The organism is Bacillus sp. 1A (assembly GCF_052682215.1).
The window spans coordinates 3,031,452-3,050,353 of record NZ_JBQYLZ010000001.1 but is presented as its reverse complement, the minus strand read 5'-3'; the positions used below and the strand labels follow the sequence as shown (position 1 = coordinate 3,050,353).

Below are 18,902 nucleotides of genomic sequence, written 5' to 3'. Positions count from 1 at the left end.
TCTTTTACTATTTCACTTCTACCGTATAATTCCCTGTTCCTCCGCCATACTGATACACATGTAAATAATATTTCCCTGGATATGTGTAGTAACTTCCTACTAACTTATTCCCTTCTTGCTGTGCATACGTAACATAATTATTTAAGTCTGTTTCCGAATAAAGAACCCAGTTTACTCCAATATTATTTTCCTTCGTTACATTAATTTGTAGGTTTTTCGCAGTTTCCACATTTATTTCAAAGTAATCACTCGTATCACCATTCCCTAAGCTTGCACGTAAAACTTGATTTAATTGCAGTTTATTTGCTGTTTGGAATGAGTTATTTGGCTCTTTTTCTACACTGTTATCTTCTTTCTTTTGAACCGTTACATTCGTTGTAACAGTATTCGTTAACCCTTTGTCGTCTGTTACTGTTAATTTTGCCGTGTACGTTCCTTCTTTTGTATACATGTGAGTTGGATTTTGTTCATTGCTTACAGTACCATCACCAAACTCCCATTTATAAGCAACAATTTTTCCATCTTCATCTTTTGATCCATCGCTTTTAAACGAAATTGCTTCATTTACATTTCCGTTATATGGACCATTCATAACCGCAACTGGTGCTTTATTCACAGCACCTTCTTCTGTATTCATACCATGGAATACAACATCATATTCAAATTGTCCTGATGCATTCACACGATAATTTACAAAGTAAGCTGTTACTGTTTTATAGCCTGTCCATTCTTTTGCACTTAAACGTTTTAACGTATCATTTACGTTTTGTGTAATTGTTTTCCAGTCTTCATATTCCCCTTTTGCAGTAGTACCTGTATACGTTCCTTGCAGTGTAAATGTATTAAAGAACTGTGATTTATTTTTCTTAACTGATACATTACTTAATTTTGCTTCTGCTGTAATTTCTGCCGCAATATCTGAAACTGGTTTTGGTGCGTGAGTTGCTAAATAATCATCTGATACTAATGGAACATTAAATTTCTCACGGTTATCGACTAACATTTGCATATAATCTTGATACTCTTTATTTAAATTCGCATCTTTACTTAAAGTAGAACGGTATGCATCATATGCTGTTACATCATTTTTTCTAATAAGATCATGAACTTTGTCAAACATATCATATCTCTTATTATACATATACGATTGTAAAGCGAATGAATAATTATAGAAATCCCACGTTCCATACTTTGCATTTAACGTTCGCTCTGCCGTATAACGTTCTGCTGGATTTGAAGATATTCCTCCTATAATGCTCTTTCTCGGTACAACATTATCCGTTCTCGTTGCCCCCGCAAAAAACTCCGCATTCCCTTCTTCAAACCAAGATAATCTCTCATTCTCATACATCTTACCTTGTCCCCAAAGCCCTGGTACTTCATATCTACCTTGTAAGTAATGAGTAAACTCATGTCGGAACAATTCTTCTAAACTATAAATACTTTCTTCTGGCGTACGTTCATAAGTAAAGAACGTACCTGTTCCTTCTATATAAAGGCCACCGTTATTCGTTTCATATCCGTACAATTGACGATTAAATTGATATTCAGCTGGACTATTATAAATAACCATCGTTAATACATCATCAGGATTTCCTTTTTCTAAAGGTTGATCACTTTCAACTGTACGATGGAATTGTGCCTTTACTTCTTTTGCCGCCCAATATAGACGTTTTACTTTTTCTTCTGTCACTTTATCTCCAGCCTTTAAAACAATTGCCCCATCATCAAACGTATACGTTTTCGGTAAATACTTTTTCTTCCCGTCTTCTCGTATTTGATCTAAATTCACAACATTTCCATTTGCATCTTTCCCGCCATAGTTCGTCGCAATTTGCTCAGCCGCTACGAAATATTGCTCTCCTAAATACGGATACATTTTCATTGCGTCCGTTACAACTTGCAATCCTTTCGTTCCTGTACTATGGAACGTACCAAGTCTACCTGTATAATAAATACCATTATTAATTAACCAACCATCCTTCTCTGTCACCGTTCCACTTAAAGCAAAACGACTTAATTCATTAATATAGCTATCAATTTTTTGGTACCATACTGTATCTTTCGGTGCTTTTCTCGTATCATACAAATACGATTGAATGTCGTAATCAACACCTTGCATAATATCGTAAATTGCATTTCCAGCTGAAAGATTGTCTACCAATGCAGAAAAATTATCGTTATATTGTTTAAAAATCTTTGCAGCTGATGTTATCGTTTCCACATCACTCGAAGCATTTCCTATTAATTTTCCGTATGATGATACTACTCTATTTTGTTCTAACGTATCGAGTTTGAAATTCGGGTTATTCGCAATCGTTTTTAATGCAGGTAAGCATTTATCATGATAGCTCCGCTCATTTAGTTTACTTAATTCTGTATGATAAAATCCTAAATAAAACCCTGAACGTAATACTTCTACTAAAGTCTCAATCCCTTTAGAATCATCTTTCGTATAAACTTGTCCTTGCTGCTTCAATTTATCAATAATTGCCTGCATCCTACTATCATTTTGATAGAATGCAAGGCTATCCTTATTAAATTGAAATAGACCCGTAATTTGCTCCCAATCAATTGTTACAAGTAAATCTACTAACTGCTGATTGCTTAATTGATTTAGTTCAGCAATTGTATAAGTTTTCGCTGCAGCTAATTGCTTACTTTCTTTTTTTACTTCAGGTGGTCTTTGCGACAAATCAGCAAATTGTAGCCTTTTCTCAAAAGACTTATTTTCAAGCACTTTTGATGAATGAGCTAATTCTTGCATTGGCAGTTGCACACCAACTGGCTCCATTTTGAGCACATTCCGATAAGAAACTTGCTCTCCCTTTTTACTTTCTGCCAATGTGCTCCCTTGAAAACCCCCTAACATTAAACTAGCAAAACTTACCCCTACTAACACTTTTTTTGAATAGCCTTTCATGCTCTCCCCTACCTTACATTTTTTAGTGTCCCGCACCATTATTTTACTATTCTTACTTTTTATTCTGTATTGAGAAAAAATAAGGTAACGTTCACATATGTATCCATACCGCGCAAAATTAACACTTGACTTTATTTGAATTTTATATCAAAAAAAGATAGATAATAGCGAAATTCCTGCTATATCTATCCTCGTTTTCACCGCTATGATTTTAACTTTATAAACGTAACTTCCGGTAATGTTTGCATATGCTGAATAAATTCATTCTTTTCTTCTGACGATATATTTTTCAGCTGCATCCCTACCTTATAAACTATTTCCGTACCTCGCTGTAAAGTTTCCACTTCATATGACAGTATTGGAATACCTTTCACTTGTAGCGTTTCTACTATTTGTTGTACCGCCTCATGTTTATTTATACACATTTGCACTGTTATATTTTGCGGAAATAAAAATTGCACCGTGAACTACTCACCACTTAACGTCCCTACGGACTATTTGAAGTGGGAGCTTCTTGGGAAGTAGATACTTTTATTAGCTATCTATATTTACCAAGCTATAAGGGTAGTACCTACCCCTAAAGAAAATACCAATTACGTGGCTAATTTTAGTAAGTTTATACTTGCGTTTACATCTCTATCATGATGGCTATTGCATTCAGGACAAGTCCACTCTCTAAGGCTTAGATTCTTGACTTCCTTATTTTTATAACCACAGCAAGAACACAATTGGCTACTCGCATAATTCTTAGGTGCGACTATCAAATCGCGACCTTTCCATATTGCTTTATAGTCAAGGTGCTCTCTGAATTTAGCCCAAGATACTTCACTGATTGCTTTTGCTAATTTGTAATTCTTTTGCATGTTCTTCACTTTCAAGTCCTCAATCACAATTACTTGGTTTTCGTTTGTGATTTCATTGCTTATCTTGTGAAGAAAATCATTGCGTTGATTCGCAATCTTCTCATGAAGTCTTGCAACTTGTAACCTGGCCTTGTTTCTATTGTTTGAACCTTTCTTTTTGCGCGATAAAGAGCGCTGCAGAAGAGCTAATCTTCTTTCGGCTTTTCTCAACCATTTAGGGTTCTCATATTTCTTGCCATTAGACAATATTGCAAAGTCTTTTAGCCCAACATCAATACCAACTTTTGCATCAACTTTAGGAAACATTTGCACATTTTCTTCTACTAAAATCGATACAAAGTATTTACCAGTAGGTGTTTGAGACACTGTAGTAGACTTAATTAATCCAAAGAATTGTCTGTGCTGTTTAATCCTTACCAAGGTCTTTAGTTTGGGCAGCTTGATATAACCACTCTCAATGTAAACCGTGCCTTTTTGGTTATTTGTTGTATAACTACGATGGTTATCTTTCTTACTTTTGAATTTCGGGAATCCAATAGATTTATCCCGGAAAAAGTTAGCGTATGCTTTATTCAAATTCATTTGAGCATTCGCCAACGCAAGACTATCAACTTCCTTTAGGAATGGAAATTCAGCCTTATATTGTGCAGGCGTAGGATATGTAACAGATTTATCAAGTTTATCCTGTGATTCTTGATAAGATTTGATTCTATCTGCAAGCATCTTGTTGTATACAAATCGAACACATCCAAATGTTTTTGAGAAAAACATTTGTTGTTCTTTATTTGGATAGATACGATATTTGTATGATCTTAACATTTCCTACACCTCACTTTCCTCTTGATCTTCAATATATTTCTTTACTACATCTATCGGTGAACCACCCATAGTAATCAAGCAAAAGCTTCTTGACCAAAACATTTCTTTCCAAAGTTTCTTTCTCACATGGGGAAAGTCTCTCTTGATGAGTCGAGAACTTGAATTTTTATAAGCATTAATGAACTTTGTCAGTTCTGTATTCGGATGTGCCTTGAATAAGATATGCACATGGTCTACATCATGATTCTATTCGATTAATGTAATATTGTGATTTTCAGATAGTTGGACAAACATATCTTTTGCATAGTCCGATATATCATCATCAAATACATTTCTTCTGTATTTCACGACCAATACAAGGTGATAATACAATAAGAACACTGAATGATTATTGCTATCTAACTTCATTGATATACCAACCTTTACCCTTTATAAGATTGATTATATTGGAGGTGAAAATAAAAGGCAAAGCCTTTTGGCTGCGCCAAACCGAAATTCATCTCTCACCTATCGTTGGGCTATGCCCTTCACACGCTTGAGGAAGGAGAATTCTTTCGGAAAATTCGTTAAAGCATTCCCTACCGCTACTAGGAAATGTGTTTTTAATCCCGCTTCTTTTGATCGAATTTCCCTTTCTATACCGATTATTGCTCCCAACAAACCCGCAACACCGATTCGTATAATTAAATCAAGATTTACACTCACGAGCCCTTCCCCCTTTCATTCATTATAGATAGATAAAACAAAAATTATCACACACATCCATTTATCGATATAAAAGCATTTCATTAAAATATACTTAATATCCTAGGTGATTTATGTTAATATTGAAAATATTAACATAAATAGAATTCAGCCCACTTTTTATACGAAAAACCTTAAACTTTACTTTCCATTTAAAAACGGGATATGGATTGCATAAAATGAGGTTGAGAAAGTTTAGAAAACGCTTACATTTTACACCATATTTTTTTATACATACTACATAAATAAAGGAGCTTACTAACAATGAACGTCTCTTTACTTACACCTACTATCGATTTACAAGAAGAATACTTAGATTTTTATAACGAATGGAAAGATAGCGGTGAAACAATGATTCCGTGGGTTATCTCAAAAGATCCCTCTAATTTCACGGCAATGATTCAAGAACTTCACGATGCACATAACGGAATAAACCTCCCTGAATCTTGGGTACCAGACTCTACGTATTGGCTCGTTACAGATGAAAATAAAATTGTAGGTGCTGTTAATATACGTCATAGTTTAACCGAGCATTTATTTAACGCTGGCGGTCATATCGGTTATGGCATTCGCCCTTCCGAAAGAAAAAAAGGTTATGCTACGAAGTTATTAAAATTATCCCTAGAAAAAACGAAGGAATTAAACATCAAGAAAGTACTTGTCGTTTGCGACGAAGTGAATACAGCTTCAGAAAAAACAATTTTACATAACGGAGGGATTCGTGATGATGATTTCATTGAGGAAGATGGAAATGTAGTAAGAAGGTTTTGGATTGAGCTATGAAGAAGTCATCCAATGAAAATAACCTTATTATAGAGAAATATAGTAGAAGTGACGAGCTAAAAATAAAACAACTTATTGATTTATACAATGAAGAATCTTATCTATTTAACTTATTACGAGATAATAAAACAAAATGTGCGTATGTTGCCTACTATAAAAAAGATGTAGTAGGCGTCTTTTTCACGTGGAACAGTAACTTCCATCCATACTGCACATACTTTCGAATATATACAAATCCTTTCTATTCAGAGCTACACATTGAACAATTTTTATTAAACGAGATTCAAAAACGAGAAAACTTCAAATTACCATTACAAACCTCTATATGGGAAACATCGGCTCATTTAAAAGCCTATTATGAAGAACATAATTTTACGGAAATCCGAAGAACATATATGCCGATATTAGACGTACGAAAAATCATAGCTATCGATACAATGCTTCATTCAAATTATGATGTACAAACCTTATCAAACATCTTGTCTAATAATAGCTTCTTTGAAAAGCTAGCTCACTTAGTAAAAACGAATTATGAGGATACTCACTTAGCAAATCCCGTTGCCTCATACCCGCTCGAAACTTGGAAAGAACAGATGTTAACTGATGATGTGTTACTAGATGGGAGCTTTGTAATGATAGATGAAAAGAATAAAATTATTGCGTACTCTTTCCTCCATACATCAGAAAAAGATGATACGGTAGAACTAGGATGGTGTGGGACTCACACTACAGAGAATTTATCCTTACTGAAACTTCTCGTTTTCAAACAAGCTATGTATGCAAGTAAACATGGTTATTCTTTCATTCAAGGTGAATTCGATTCAACGAGTATATATGCAATGGAGATATTAAAATCCTTTCCTTTCAATCCTTGTGCTACTTGGATTACGTATCAAAAAGAAGTCGGAAAGTGATTATACACCTTCCGACTTCTTTTATGCTGTCTCTATTTCAAACTGCACTGTAATACCACTAGGATCTACTACTGTAAATCCGTTTGTACTTTCGTTTACTTTATGTTGTTTTTCTATTAATCTTTCTTTCACTCCATCTAACGCTTCTTTATGCGGTAATACAATTGTATATACCTTAAGTCCAGTTGCATGCGCTGGTGGGTGCGGATTATTTACTCCGTTCCACGTATTTGCACCGATATGGTGATGATATCCTCCTGCAGAAATGAATAAGCAGTCATCTTCACGCTGTTGTACTTCAAATCCTACTGTCTCTACATAAAACTCGTGTGACTTCTCTATATCCGCTATTCGTAAATGTACGTGCCCAACGACAGTATTAGCAGGCAACCCATCAATCTCATAATCAACGAGTGTTGCCAGTTCTTTTAAATCAAGCGGCGTACTGCCTCCTGGTCCTTCTCCCCATTGATCGCGCGGACGGTCTGCATAAATTTCAATACCATTTCCCTCTAAGTCTTGTAAATAAAACGCTTCGCTATACGTATGATCGCTTGCGCTATTAAACCTTGAAATTGGTAAAATTTCATTTGAATATGTATAACGTCCCTCTTGCTCAGCCGGACTATCAATTACGTTCTTATTACGAATCACACCAAATAATGCCGAAGCAAAAGCCTCACGAGTTGGAACTAAAAAGGCTACATGATATATACCAGTCGTACGCGGTTCTTGCAGTACCCCGTCCTCTAATTTTTCAAGAACAAGTAACGTGTTCTTTCCACCTTTTCCTGATAAATATGCTTTATTCTCCTCACGCTGAATTACTTCTAAGCCTACTACATTCTCATAAAAAGCAATTTGGCGCTCTAAATTTTGCACTTTAAATTCAACATGACCAATACGTGTTTTCGGATGAATTTGTACCATGAATAACTTCCTCTCCAGTTCCCTTTTATTTTTATATAAGTTGATGGACAATAGCCACATTCAACGAACATATTTTAATTTTGTTTTTTTGTAGCATCAACTTTCAGCCATTTTTTTGATATTTCGCTTAATGTCCCATCTTGTTCTAATTCTTTCAACGCCTTGTTTATATCTTCTAACTTTTCGCTCTTTTTGGCAAATGGAAATGCAATCTCTCCCCATTTAAGTGGACCAAATCCTACTTTCACATTATCTAAATCCGCTTTTTTAATTGTTGTTTCTACTTGCACTTTATCATTATAGTAAGCATCTACACGGCCAAGTCCTACTTCATTTAATTCCGCTGTTGGATCCTCTGAGAACGTTTTAATTGTAAAAGCATTATTCTTATTTAAAGCTTTTAATTCTTGTTCCCCAGCTGTACCAAGCCCAACACCTACAGTCTTTCCTTTTAGATCTTCTAACGATTTAATTGTATTATTATCTTTCTTCACCGCGAAAACAGATCCTGAATATACATATGGAATTGAAAAATCATATTTCTTTTTTCTTTCCGGAGAAACCGATAATTCATTTGCAATCGTATCAATACGACCTGAATCTAATAGACCAAATAACCCTTCAAAATCAGAAACATTCCATTCAACTTTATATCCAGCCTTTTTAGCAGCAGCTTCAATAATTTCAGCATCAAAACCTTTTACTTTCTCACCCTCTTTAAAAATAAATGGGCTACGACCTGCAGACGTCCCAACTTTCACTACTTTTTCATCTGTCTTTTTGCTCGCTGTATCTGAACCACAAGCAGATAAAAGCCCAACCGATACTGTTAATGCCAATGTTAGTAATAATGATGATTTCCTCATAATTCTCCCTCCTAAATAACGAAATGATTGCCTTCTTCTGAAGCATTCAATTGTCGTAAAAACTTTTTCGTACGTTCATTTTGTGGGTTCCTAAAAATCTCCTCCGGCGTTCCCTGCTCTACAATAATGCCATCAGCCATAAATATAATGCGGTCCGCTACCTCTTTTGCGAAATTCATTTCATGTGTAACAATAACCATCGTTATATGCTGTCTTGCCAAATCTTTAATTACTTGTAATACTTCATTCACTAATTCTGGATCTAGTGCTGAAGTCGGTTCATCAAACAATAATATAGCTGGATTTAATGCCATCGCTCTCGCAATTCCAATCCTTTGTTGTTGCCCACCTGATAACATCGTTGGGTAGAAATCTTCTTTTTCAGCTAAACCTACTTGTTTTAATATTTCTCTTGCTATTCTTTTCGCTTCTTCTTCACTTTTTTTCTGTACAACTGTTAATGGTGTTGTAATATTTTGTAATGCTGTTTTATTTTTAAATAAATTATAGTTTTGAAAAACCATAGCTGTTTTTTGACGTAATTGTATTATTTCTTTTTTATAAAGCTTCTTTGCATGAATCTCTAAATCTTCAATTCTAATACTTCCATCCTCTGGTTGTTCTAATAAATTTAAACATCTTAATAATGTCGATTTACCTGAACCAGAAGGCCCAATAATGACTACCACTTCTCCTTTATTTACAGTAAGTGAGATTCCTTTTAATACTTCATTACTTTTGTAAGATTTATACAAATCACTTATCTCAATCACACATATCACCTCATTTCTATTACAAATACGGTGCATCAAGTTTCTTTTCTAACTTTTTCTGTCCCCAACTAATTACTATTGTAATAATCCAATATACAATCGCTACCGCTAAGTAACTTTCCATATAACGATACGATTGTGCCGCTAGCATCTTCGCCTGCGCTAAAATTTCAGCCACCCCAAGTGCAAAAGATAACGAAGATTCTTTTAACAATCCGACAAAATTATTTCCAAGTGACGGTACTGCGACACGAATAGCTTGTGGAAAGATAATCTGTCGCATCGCTTGCGCCTTTGTCATTCCAACTGATAAACAAGCATCCATTTGTCCTGATTCCACAGCATTTAATGAGCCCCGAATAATCTCTGACAAATATGCTGCATTATTTAAACTGAGACCGATTAAAGTCGCTTGCATCGCTGTAAGTACTGTAAAGGCTGGAAATATTTGCGGCAATCCGAAATACAACACAAACAATTGAACTAATAAAGGTGTTCCTCTAAAGAAAGATATATATACTCTTGCAATAGAATATAAAAATTTCGTTTTGTTTTTCGTTATGATCGCCAAGCCAATCCCTATAACAAAAGAAATAATCATTGAAACTACAGTAATCCCTAAAGTTATGTATACATACTTAAATAATTGCGGAAAACTTTCTAAAAAATACGTTACATCAAACTTCACTTTATCCCCCCTCTCTAAACAAAAAACTCTTCTTACACATATAAGAAGAGTTGAATGTTAATCCATTTCCCCTCATCTTCCAAACGCTTCATACGTTTGCTGGAATTAGCACAGTACTTTTGTAGCCTGTTGCTGAGATTTCATCGGGCCAGTCCCTCCATCTCTCTTGATAAGAAAACTAATAAATATTTCCATTTATTTAGTTGTTAATATGAAGAATACAGTTAATTATATATAATGTCAATAGGAAAAATAAGAATTAAATTCAACACTTTTTCGAATAGCTTATCCCTCACATTCACCCAGTCTTAAGGTGTATAATTTACACTGGATAAATCGCACAGAAAAAGCCATTATTTCTATTCTTAATAGAAATAATGGCTTTTTTATAGATTAATTATTCTTATCTCATTTTATGTACTTCGGCAACTAACTTTCCACCCTGAATGCCCATATAAAGTTTCACAGGTGCATCATTCGTGTTTTCAAACACTAAGTCTAAGTATGGATACGCAATTGTAGCATCTCTTCCTTGTGGAACATAACCTACCGTTTTAGAATGTGTCGTTCTCTCTACCATTTTCAAACCAGCTTGATCTGCTGCATTGTATAAAGTTGATGATGTTTGACAAACACCACCGCCGTATCCATCTACTAATTTACCATCTACAATTTCTTTTCCTAATTGGTATCCTTTATCTGGCGTTGTATCACCAATTAATGCATTGAAAGAGAAACGGTCTCCTTTCGCTAATACAACCCCATTTATGCCCGCTGCTGACAAGCGAATATTCTCAATACGGCCACCTGCTGAGCCACCTAAATTCGTTTCATATCTACCAATTACCGTACCACTTCCTTGCGCATCACTTAATGTTGCGATAGGCTTTTTCTCAACAATAGGTAATTGATAGGAAGAATCCCACATACCAACGTTTAATAATTTATCTACTAATTCTTTTTCCATTAACTCATAAGCAGGTTTTCCTTCTTGCCAACTTCCATCAGGTGCTACGCGTGAAGGAACCATCTTTTTATCAACGCTTTTCCCAACCTCACTAGCAACCTTCGTTACCGATTTTTTAAATTTTGCTTCATCTTCAAAATAACCTAGACTCGATAAATCTAGCTTTTTCACTTCCGTACCAGTACGACCATCTACTAAACTAATAGAATCCTGCACCTCTGCTTTAGCCTCTACCGTGTGGCCACCAATGTCACTTACTAATGCAACATCACTTACTTTTGCACCACAACCACTCACTATAGCTACACATAACACCCCAACTAATATACCCTTTACTTTACGGAACAATATACTCTCCCCTTTTTCCCAATATTACTTTTATGTATTATTTCATTTTTATGTATGTTTTGTTACAATCATTTTACAATATATTTATAAAATGTTACAAGTTATTTTTTACTCTATATAAATTACTCTTTTCTTTTCTAAATGTCTATACATATTTACATAAAAGTTGGAGTTCGATAGAATTGTAACCTTTATGTAACCTCACCTTTTTATCCAGTATATACCATAAAACGAAAGAAATACAAATGTAAAACTCCATATTCTTATTTATAAAGAAACACCTTGTGAACATAAATAGGTATTTGCCGTGCCACACTCCGCTTTTACACATACATTATGGTGAATTAACCTATTTTAAAGAAATGGAGGATGTTTTATGTACCCCTACAATCCATACGATCCATATAACCAAAATGCTTATCAGCCTCAATATGATTTACAAGCACAATACCAACAATATATAGATCCAGTAGAACAAGTTAATCCATATGATCAAAATCGACAATTCCAACTTCCAATCTCTTTTCCTGGTACTGGAAACCGTCAACTAGAAAGACGAGTAAATGAACTTGAGCAAAGAGTACGTCAATTAGAAAACACGGTTGAGCGTCATACACGTAGATTAAACCGCTTAAACCAGCGTTTACGTACAGTAGAAAACAGACTGAACATTCCATTTTCAGCATTAGAAGACGGATTTTAATTTCGAAAGTAAAAAATATATAAAGGAAGGGGCTCCCCCTTCCTTTATATAAATTGACGAAAGTTTTTTCCATCTCTATACTGATAAGAGTTAATGAAATGAAACAAGGTGATAAATATGGATTTTGAAATAAATTATCTTTCCTTTTATGTTGTACAAGTAGAAGGAAAAGGTGAAGCTGTTGATAAACGCTACAAACATTTTCAAACGTTAGACGCTGAAGAGTATGAAGATAGCTCCTTAAAAGAATTTTTGAATGGTGAATTATTAAAAATTTCAAAGCGAAAAGTAGAACGTCATGCGAAAACAGAACAAGCTCCGACAAAGATTGGTCGCTTCATTGTAGAAGAAGGGCACGAACTTGATTCAAACCCTCATTACAACCTCTTTAATCGCATTCGCTTTGCGGAAACAAAAGAAAACTTCAAAGATATGAGTGAACCTCTCGTTTATACATATCTGGACACAAGCGCTGTACGCGGTGGTGTATTTTTAATTGCGCAAGCAAAACTACGCAAATACTTTGATGATCCATTCGTTTTCGTTATGAAATGTGACTTCGAACCGAAAGTCGCTTCTATTTCAGATGAATCCACACTGATTCGTAACGTTGAAATGGCCATCACAACAAAAAACATGAAATCTATCCAATATCCGTACATGCCTGAAGAAGGTATGGTCGAAGTGGGTGAGCTAAAAATTCACCAAGCATCACACGCCCGCTACTTTGAAGACTTCTTAAAATTCGTCGAGTACGAACGCTCTATGCCTGAAATTATGAAAACACAAGTAATGGACATGGTATATGACCAAATTGAAGATGTATTTGAAGAAGGTACGGAAGAACGCGAACAATTCGACCAAGCAATGGAAGTATGGGCTGCCAGTCCGAAACGCGAAATTATGGAACAATTTTCAACTGAAGAAGTAATGGAGGCTACCGCTCAAATCGTCGAGCATGCTCCTGAAGTGGAATTAAAGTTAAAAGCAGACCATATCTCTGTGAAGGCGTTGCTTGCTGATTTCGGAGACCTGATTCATATCGCAAAGGTAAACGACCGATATGTATTAATGATTGAGGCTGATACACTTACGTTTGAAAAAGGATTCTCTCCAATTGAGTTTCTGAAGCCAGATGAATTGCAAGACGTAATTGAGCGGATTGAGAATAAGCAGCAGTATTCTTATGATCCGAACGGGATTGAATAAATCCTTCCATATATCTATTTTTACTGAGCGCTGTTAATAAGCGCTCTTTTATTTTGAACTTAGTTGACCTTTATATTAAAAACCGATTCTTAGTAGAATCGGTTTTTCTGCTTTATAACAAAATATGTTTATTTTTAATCCAAGATAACAATTGTTGCAGAATCCAGTAGATTCCTTCCTTGTTGTACAAGCGTATTTCGATTAGAGTAGTCACTATGTATGTTGGTAAAATGAAAATTTCACTTCACTACCTCAAATTTATTGTACTCGTAAAAAGATAATTGAAAACGATATTCTGGATGCTCTCTTACCCAATCATAGGCTTCTTCTAAAATATCCATTTTGTTTTGCAAGTCATTAAGTTCACTACATTCGTCCCTTTTCTGTTTGCACAGAGGGCAGAATCCATTCACTATTTCGGCACTCGTCGCCCTAATAGTTTTACTTTCTAAGTCAACTACTAGACGAAGAAGAAGAGAGTGCTCTTCTTTTGTAGTCACCGTCATTTCAGCAATCCCATCCTCATTCCAAAAGACACCGTTTAATTCCATCTGTACGGTGACGTCTTTAATATTCAAGTCTATCACTATCACACCTCCCTTGTATAAAACTCATATTTACTCTTCGATTTTAATCTTTAATACACCACGCTTTAAAGATATATTAAGCTTTTTCCAATTCTTCTTCTTTGCTATGAAAGGAAGTGCAATTACTGTTAATAGCGTGGTAAATATTATCCCAAAAACTAAAACTGTTACAATGTTAAAGATTACTTCCATTTAACTCTACCCTCTTTCATTTCTATGGGCTCTAATTTTATGAATGTATTTAAAAATTCTTACCACACCTTAATTTTCAAAGCAATTATTATGGCCCAAACACAACAAATCAATTCCTATTTAATATGAATACTTTATTCATCCATCAGTACAATGACGTTAAATTTATGTAGCTAGAAATAGAGGAGAATGTCATTTAACCTCTACATTCTCCTCCATCTCAGCCAAATACCTAATCTGCCTTTCCGCTTTTCTCACCGCCGTAGGAAAATGCTTTTTCAGAAGTGCTATTGTAGCTTCACTTATATAATATCTTTCCGTTATACTTTCCCACGTGTCACTATTTTCAAATGCACTCCAAACGAAAGGACGCTCTGTATTTTTTCTCATTTCTTTAAATACCCATTTTCGCATCTTTTTTTTCGCTTTTTCTGTTAGTTTTCCGTTCTCTACAAGTTCAAGCTCACCATGTCTTTTGTACCGTTTATGAATGTCTTTCTCGCTATATACTTTAAGAAGTATATTCGCTGTATTCTCAGCATCCGCTAAAGCTCGGTGCTGCTTCCCTTCCCACGTTAAACCAAGCTGTTCTACTGCAAATTGTAAACTTGGTGTATGCTCAAATAACTCTTCATACGCTTGGAAAACAAACTTCTGCAAATCAAATTTGCTCTCTTTTTCCATACATGGGCATTCTACACCGTGTAACGTACAATCATGAGATAAAAAACGATAATCTTCTCTTCCCCATGAAACAAATACAGAGTCTTCTCCGATAAATTGAATAAATTTCTCTATAATTTGCGGAAATTTCTCCACACCAATTAAATCTTCCTTTGAAATTCCCGTTAATTTTGTCGTATGACGAGTGAGTCGTGCACTCGGCTTTACTAACTCCGAAAATTCTCCAATTACCTTCATTGTACTTGCTTCTATTTTTACAGCTCCGATATCAACTATCTCTGACGGATCTTCTGATTTATACGGCCTGAAATTTCTCTCTATATCGAACACAATAAAATGTGTAGCGTTTTCCAATTTATTTACCTCTTTCTAAATTCCTTTTCACACACATACTCTATTTTCAGTATTTATTTATTCATTCATACACTTTATGCATGAAATACTTCGTCTAATAAACGAAAATTTAATCTCATTATTATATGTACATAGGAGGTTATTCAATAAAAATGCAAAAAAAAGAAGGGCAAGCCCTTCTTTTTTCCATAATTACTTCTTGTTAACGTTTGTAGCTTGAGGTCCACGGTTACCTTGTTCTACTTCGAAAGTAACTTCTTGACCTTCTTCTAAAGATTTGAAGCCGTCGCCTTGGATAGCTGAGAAATGAACGAATACGTCTTCTCCGCCTTCAACTTCGATGAAACCGAAACCTTTTTCTGCGTTAAACCATTTTACTTTACCGTTTTGCATTTAAAAAATCCTCCTACAATGTACCTATATGTACATATTCATTTTCAACCACTTTACAATAATACTTCAAAAATTAAAAAACTGCAACCCCAGAGGAGATTTAACATTGCTATCCTCCTCGGAAGTTACAGCTCATTTAAATCTCTATATTATTAAAAGTAAAATGGTTTAAAGTAACTATATCATATCAATATAATAAAAGTAAAGTTTTTTTTGCTATATAATTTTTTTCTTCCATTGCATCGCTTTTGATTCACCTGATCCAGCTACAACATAACCCTCTTTTTGGTTAACGATGCGCCAGCCATGCCCTTTAACTGAGTCACATACTGTAACAAGTCCTTCTTCTAGAAGTACACGACAAACCGTACTAATCCCCGCCTTATTTTGCGTTGACGTTGTATATAGCACATGTTGATCTACACTCAAGGCTAAATAGCTACTTGCTTTCTGCTCACTTTGACATGTGTGCCAATATGTTTTTTCACTCTCAATACTTTCATCTATTTTACAAAAAGAAATATTCCCGCTAATCCCCTTGCACGATCCACTCGCTGCTACTATATAAGAATTGTGTACAGTCAACGCTGAGATCATCTGATTCATCACGATTTTAATCCTCTTTAATTTACGTGTCTCCAAATTAAAGAGCCAAACACCACCATATTTAGCATGTATTTTCGTACCGATATATAAGTAATGTTTATATAAAAATAACGATCGAATAGATGGTGCCCCGCCACCATACTCAAGAAATGGATGAATGGTTTCCCATGTCGAACCAAAATCATTAGAATGATACAACGTTTTATCTCCATGAGCAATGACTGTTCCTTGTACATTACTACACACATTCCAACTCGTTGCTTTTGTTGGAAAACGCTGAACCGTCCAGTTCTCTCCACCATTCATACTACGAATAAAAATCCCTTCGTCACCTACACCATACACTACATTATCTTCGCTATGTAAATCCCTAATTCGTTTTTGAAAACCATTTAATATTTGTTTCCATTCTCCGTCTCGTTCAATAAATAAGCCATTATATGTAGTAGCTAACATAAGTTTTCCATCTCTTAACTTTGTAATAGCGGTCGCACTTAACATCGTCTCCACGTTGACACTCCCATTCTTAGAACTTCTCAGCAAATGCAATTGCAAAATTACTGCATTTTTCAACATCCTCTTCATCTTCTGGAGCTAGTTCGATTTTCAATCCTTCTTGTACAAGCTCTGCACCGCGTTCTACAAGTCTTTCTTCAAATATCGTTACCGCTTCACAAAATAGTTCATACGCCGTATCACCTGATCCGAATACCGCTACTTTCTTCCCTGATAAATCTATATTTTCTAAGTCCTCGTGGAAATCTTCCGCCTCAAACGGTAATTCACCATCGCCCCACGTATAAGATCCTAAAATGATTCCATCATAGGCTAATAATTCTTCAGCATCCATGCCTTCCATTTCTTGCAATACTACTTCATGATCAAAAGCATCTAAACTAACTTTTATTAAATCAGCAATACTCTCTGTATTTCCTGACATACTTGCATAAGCTATTAAAATTTTTGCCACTTCGGCATCCCCCTCTTACAATAAATGATTCTCATTCTCATTATATTAATAATGAGAATCAATTTCAATTATATTTTTCATTTTTATTTATTCCATACAAAAAAGCACAGATGACTATACAATCACCTGTGCTTTTTTATTACTTTTTAAAAATACCAAACGGCTTTCCAACTGGTAATACAACTTTACCGAAGTGTGTATTTAACACTGCTGCTGCTGAACCATAGAAAGATAATAATGAAATACATAGTTCAGAATACGCTGCTAAATTATGCATTGCATGCGGCATAACACCTAAAGTACTTAATGAAAGACCAATAAATAAGAAATCAATAAGGACGAAAATCATAAATAATACTTTATGTGTTTCCATTGCACCAATTGTCATAAAGATTGTAAAAATCAAATATCCAATAAAGGCTACACCCAGCTGTTTTGAATCTGCAGCTTGTGCTAATTTTTCGCCAAATACTCCAAGTTGAATTAACCAAGTCATTCCAACACCTAACCAAAATAGGCCGTATGCACCGAATGCTGTTGTACCGAACGTATTGTTATGCTTTGCATCGTGAATGCACGCAAAGATTTGTGCAAATCCTCCTAAAAAGATTGCCCACGGTAATACAAGTGAAACGCCATCTGTTAAGCCTAACTTTTGAGATGATGCTACAAGTGTTACCATCGCTAATCCAAATAGACCAATTCCAGATGGATCTGCTGTTGTCATTTTCACATGATGTGTAGTAGTTTGATTGCTCATATAAACCTCCTGATTATAAACATACTCGAATACAATACTTAAATCAGAAGACTATGTCAATGGTTTTTTTTGTATGTTGTCAGACCTTACTTTTTATAATGATTGAATATACTTCCGACCACTTCATACGGTTTTATACTCACTTTTTCCAACTCGTGCATCGGCAACCATAACGGAATATAACTCCCTCTATCTTTCAGTTTGAATTCTTCAGCTTTACCACTTCCGAAAACTCCATCTATAATATGGGCATTAAAATAATACTCCGTACCTTTATACTCCACCTTTGCAATCAGATGCTCCACTTTTATATGTACCCCTAATTCTTCATAAATTTCTCGCTTTGTTGCTTCTTCAGCTGTTTCTCCTTCTTCAATTCCTCCGCCTGGAAAAACATAATATGTTTCCCCTTCTCGAATACGTTTTATAAGAGCAATTTTCCCTTCCTGTACAATGATAGCCCCGCCCCGATTTCTTATCATTTTATTACCTCAATACGAATCGCAACTGTTCCCCACTTTTTTTCTTGTTCTTTCGTATATATTTTGTATGTACTTTCTAGCATTTCCTCTAAACTATCATTTTCACAATTCAATAATTTGTGATCAATTTGTTCGTACATCGCTTTAAAGCTTGCGTATCGTTTTATTTCCGTTACTTTTACAGTCATCATTGCTGCTGTCGTAAGGTTTGTAAATACAATATTATCGCCTTGTTTTATAAGTTGACGTTTTGTATCGTATAAACGTACTTCATATACTTTTTTTCCTGATTGAATTGACTGAAAAGGTTTATTATATAGCCCCATTTCGTATATCATTCATTC

General features: G+C 35.0%; 20 protein-coding genes, 3 pseudogenes and 1 riboswitch. Of the genes and pseudogenes, 4 read left to right on the top strand and 19 right to left on the bottom strand.

What is annotated here, in order from left to right:
* Nucleotides 1-7 precede the first annotated feature (7 nt).
* The 5 genes and pseudogenes from colA to ACUN0F_RS15450 form a co-directional block, all read right to left on the bottom strand.
* A complete protein-coding gene (gene colA, locus ACUN0F_RS15470) occupies nt 8-2,923 on the bottom strand; it encodes a collagenase ColA (RefSeq protein ID WP_445539643.1) in 2,916 nt (971 codons plus the stop codon).
* A 203-nt stretch (nt 2,924-3,126) separates the two neighbouring features.
* Nucleotides 3,127-3,390 (bottom strand): annotated as a pseudogene (locus tag ACUN0F_RS15465) (MgtC/SapB family protein); the annotation flags it as partial.
* Nucleotides 3,391-3,516: 126 nt separating this feature from the next.
* Entirely contained in the window at nt 3,517-4,605 is a 1,089-nt protein-coding gene (gene tnpB, locus ACUN0F_RS15460; RefSeq protein WP_445539642.1) for an IS200/IS605 family element RNA-guided endonuclease TnpB, read from the bottom strand.
* 3 nt (nt 4,606-4,608) lie between these two features.
* Nucleotides 4,609-5,013, bottom strand: a pseudogene (gene tnpA / locus ACUN0F_RS15455) (IS200/IS605 family transposase).
* 132 nt (nt 5,014-5,145) lie between these two features.
* Nucleotides 5,146-5,310 (bottom strand): annotated as a pseudogene (locus ACUN0F_RS15450) (MgtC/SapB family protein); the annotation flags it as partial.
* Between the two features lie 303 nt (nt 5,311-5,613).
* On the opposite strand from ACUN0F_RS15450, the gene ACUN0F_RS15445 reads away from it, so the two are divergent.
* The gene (locus tag ACUN0F_RS15445; RefSeq protein WP_088092167.1) at nt 5,614-6,132 is read left to right on the top strand and encodes a GNAT family N-acetyltransferase; all 519 of its coding nucleotides are present in this window, start codon (nt 5,614-5,616) and stop codon (nt 6,130-6,132) included.
* Nucleotides 6,129-7,046: a GNAT family acetyltransferase gene (locus ACUN0F_RS15440; RefSeq protein ID WP_445539641.1), complete on the top strand. Its 918-nt coding sequence runs from the start codon at nt 6,129-6,131 to the stop codon at nt 7,044-7,046. Before ACUN0F_RS15445 ends, ACUN0F_RS15440 begins: the two co-directional genes overlap by 4 nt.
* 21 nt (nt 7,047-7,067) lie before the next feature.
* Here ACUN0F_RS15440 and ACUN0F_RS15435 read toward each other — a convergent pair whose 3' ends face one another.
* The 5 genes from ACUN0F_RS15435 to ACUN0F_RS15415 all read right to left on the bottom strand — a co-directional run bounded on the left by ACUN0F_RS15435 (nt 7,068) and on the right by ACUN0F_RS15415 (nt 11,618).
* A complete protein-coding gene (locus ACUN0F_RS15435) occupies nt 7,068-7,976 on the bottom strand; it encodes a VOC family protein (RefSeq protein ID WP_445539640.1) in 909 nt (302 codons plus the stop codon).
* 74 nt (nt 7,977-8,050) lie between these two features.
* Nucleotides 8,051-8,842, bottom strand: a complete 792-nt coding sequence (locus ACUN0F_RS15430) for an amino acid ABC transporter substrate-binding protein (RefSeq protein WP_264462000.1) — start codon at nt 8,840-8,842, stop codon at nt 8,051-8,053.
* A gap of 11 nt (nt 8,843-8,853) precedes the next feature.
* Nucleotides 8,854-9,615 (bottom strand): amino acid ABC transporter ATP-binding protein, encoded by a 762-nt coding sequence (locus ACUN0F_RS15425; protein WP_000570171.1) that lies wholly within the window; start codon nt 9,613-9,615, stop codon nt 8,854-8,856.
* A 19-nt stretch (nt 9,616-9,634) separates the two neighbouring features.
* Nucleotides 9,635-10,303 carry an amino acid ABC transporter permease gene (locus ACUN0F_RS15420; RefSeq protein WP_098191209.1) on the bottom strand — a complete coding sequence of 223 codons (669 nt, stop codon included), beginning with the start codon at nt 10,301-10,303 and terminating at the stop codon, nt 9,635-9,637.
* A 69-nt stretch (nt 10,304-10,372) separates the two neighbouring features.
* Nucleotides 10,373-10,479, bottom strand: a riboswitch (SAM riboswitch).
* Between the two features lie 227 nt (nt 10,480-10,706).
* Nucleotides 10,707-11,618 carry a VanW family protein gene (locus ACUN0F_RS15415; RefSeq protein WP_445539639.1) on the bottom strand — a complete coding sequence of 304 codons (912 nt, stop codon included), beginning with the start codon at nt 11,616-11,618 and terminating at the stop codon, nt 10,707-10,709.
* A gap of 376 nt (nt 11,619-11,994) precedes the next feature.
* Between ACUN0F_RS15415 and ACUN0F_RS15410 the strand changes: the two genes are divergently transcribed.
* The gene (locus tag ACUN0F_RS15410; protein ID WP_445539638.1) at nt 11,995-12,321 is read left to right on the top strand and encodes a hypothetical protein; all 327 of its coding nucleotides are present in this window, start codon (nt 11,995-11,997) and stop codon (nt 12,319-12,321) included.
* A gap of 117 nt (nt 12,322-12,438) precedes the next feature.
* Nucleotides 12,439-13,530: a DUF3900 domain-containing protein gene (locus ACUN0F_RS15405; RefSeq protein WP_016135104.1), complete on the top strand. Its 1,092-nt coding sequence runs from the start codon at nt 12,439-12,441 to the stop codon at nt 13,528-13,530.
* A 239-nt stretch (nt 13,531-13,769) separates the two neighbouring features.
* Here the strand turns inward: ACUN0F_RS15405 and ACUN0F_RS15400 are convergent, their stop codons facing one another.
* From ACUN0F_RS15400 to ACUN0F_RS15360, 9 genes are all read right to left on the bottom strand, one after another.
* Nucleotides 13,770-14,117, bottom strand: coding sequence for a hypothetical protein (locus ACUN0F_RS15400; protein ID WP_445539637.1), 348 nt, complete (start codon nt 14,115-14,117; stop codon nt 13,770-13,772).
* A gap of 30 nt (nt 14,118-14,147) precedes the next feature.
* Nucleotides 14,148-14,309 (bottom strand): hypothetical protein, encoded by a 162-nt coding sequence (locus ACUN0F_RS15395; RefSeq protein ID WP_445539636.1) that lies wholly within the window; start codon nt 14,307-14,309, stop codon nt 14,148-14,150.
* Between the two features lie 192 nt (nt 14,310-14,501).
* Nucleotides 14,502-15,347, bottom strand: a complete 846-nt coding sequence (locus tag ACUN0F_RS15390) for an exonuclease (RefSeq protein ID WP_046954609.1) — start codon at nt 15,345-15,347, stop codon at nt 14,502-14,504.
* A 192-nt stretch (nt 15,348-15,539) separates the two neighbouring features.
* Entirely contained in the window at nt 15,540-15,740 is a 201-nt protein-coding gene (gene cspB, locus ACUN0F_RS15385) for a cold shock-like protein CspB (RefSeq protein WP_001179147.1), read from the bottom strand.
* 216 nt (nt 15,741-15,956) lie between these two features.
* A complete protein-coding gene (locus ACUN0F_RS15380) occupies nt 15,957-16,856 on the bottom strand; it encodes a WD40/YVTN/BNR-like repeat-containing protein (RefSeq protein ID WP_000449521.1) in 900 nt (299 codons plus the stop codon).
* A 16-nt stretch (nt 16,857-16,872) separates the two neighbouring features.
* Nucleotides 16,873-17,316: a flavodoxin gene (locus ACUN0F_RS15375; protein ID WP_001062763.1), complete on the bottom strand. Its 444-nt coding sequence runs from the start codon at nt 17,314-17,316 to the stop codon at nt 16,873-16,875.
* Nucleotides 17,317-17,455: 139 nt separating this feature from the next.
* Nucleotides 17,456-18,076 carry an acetate uptake transporter gene (locus ACUN0F_RS15370; protein WP_000070936.1) on the bottom strand — a complete coding sequence of 207 codons (621 nt, stop codon included), beginning with the start codon at nt 18,074-18,076 and terminating at the stop codon, nt 17,456-17,458.
* An 86-nt stretch (nt 18,077-18,162) separates the two neighbouring features.
* Nucleotides 18,163-18,558: an NUDIX hydrolase gene (locus ACUN0F_RS15365; protein WP_060487876.1), complete on the bottom strand. Its 396-nt coding sequence runs from the start codon at nt 18,556-18,558 to the stop codon at nt 18,163-18,165.
* Complete coding sequence (locus tag ACUN0F_RS15360; RefSeq protein ID WP_445539635.1) at nt 18,555-18,896, bottom strand: ASCH domain-containing protein; 342 nt, start codon at nt 18,894-18,896, stop codon at nt 18,555-18,557. Before ACUN0F_RS15360 ends, ACUN0F_RS15365 begins: the two co-directional genes overlap by 4 nt.
* Between the last annotated feature and the right edge of the window lie 6 nt (nt 18,897-18,902).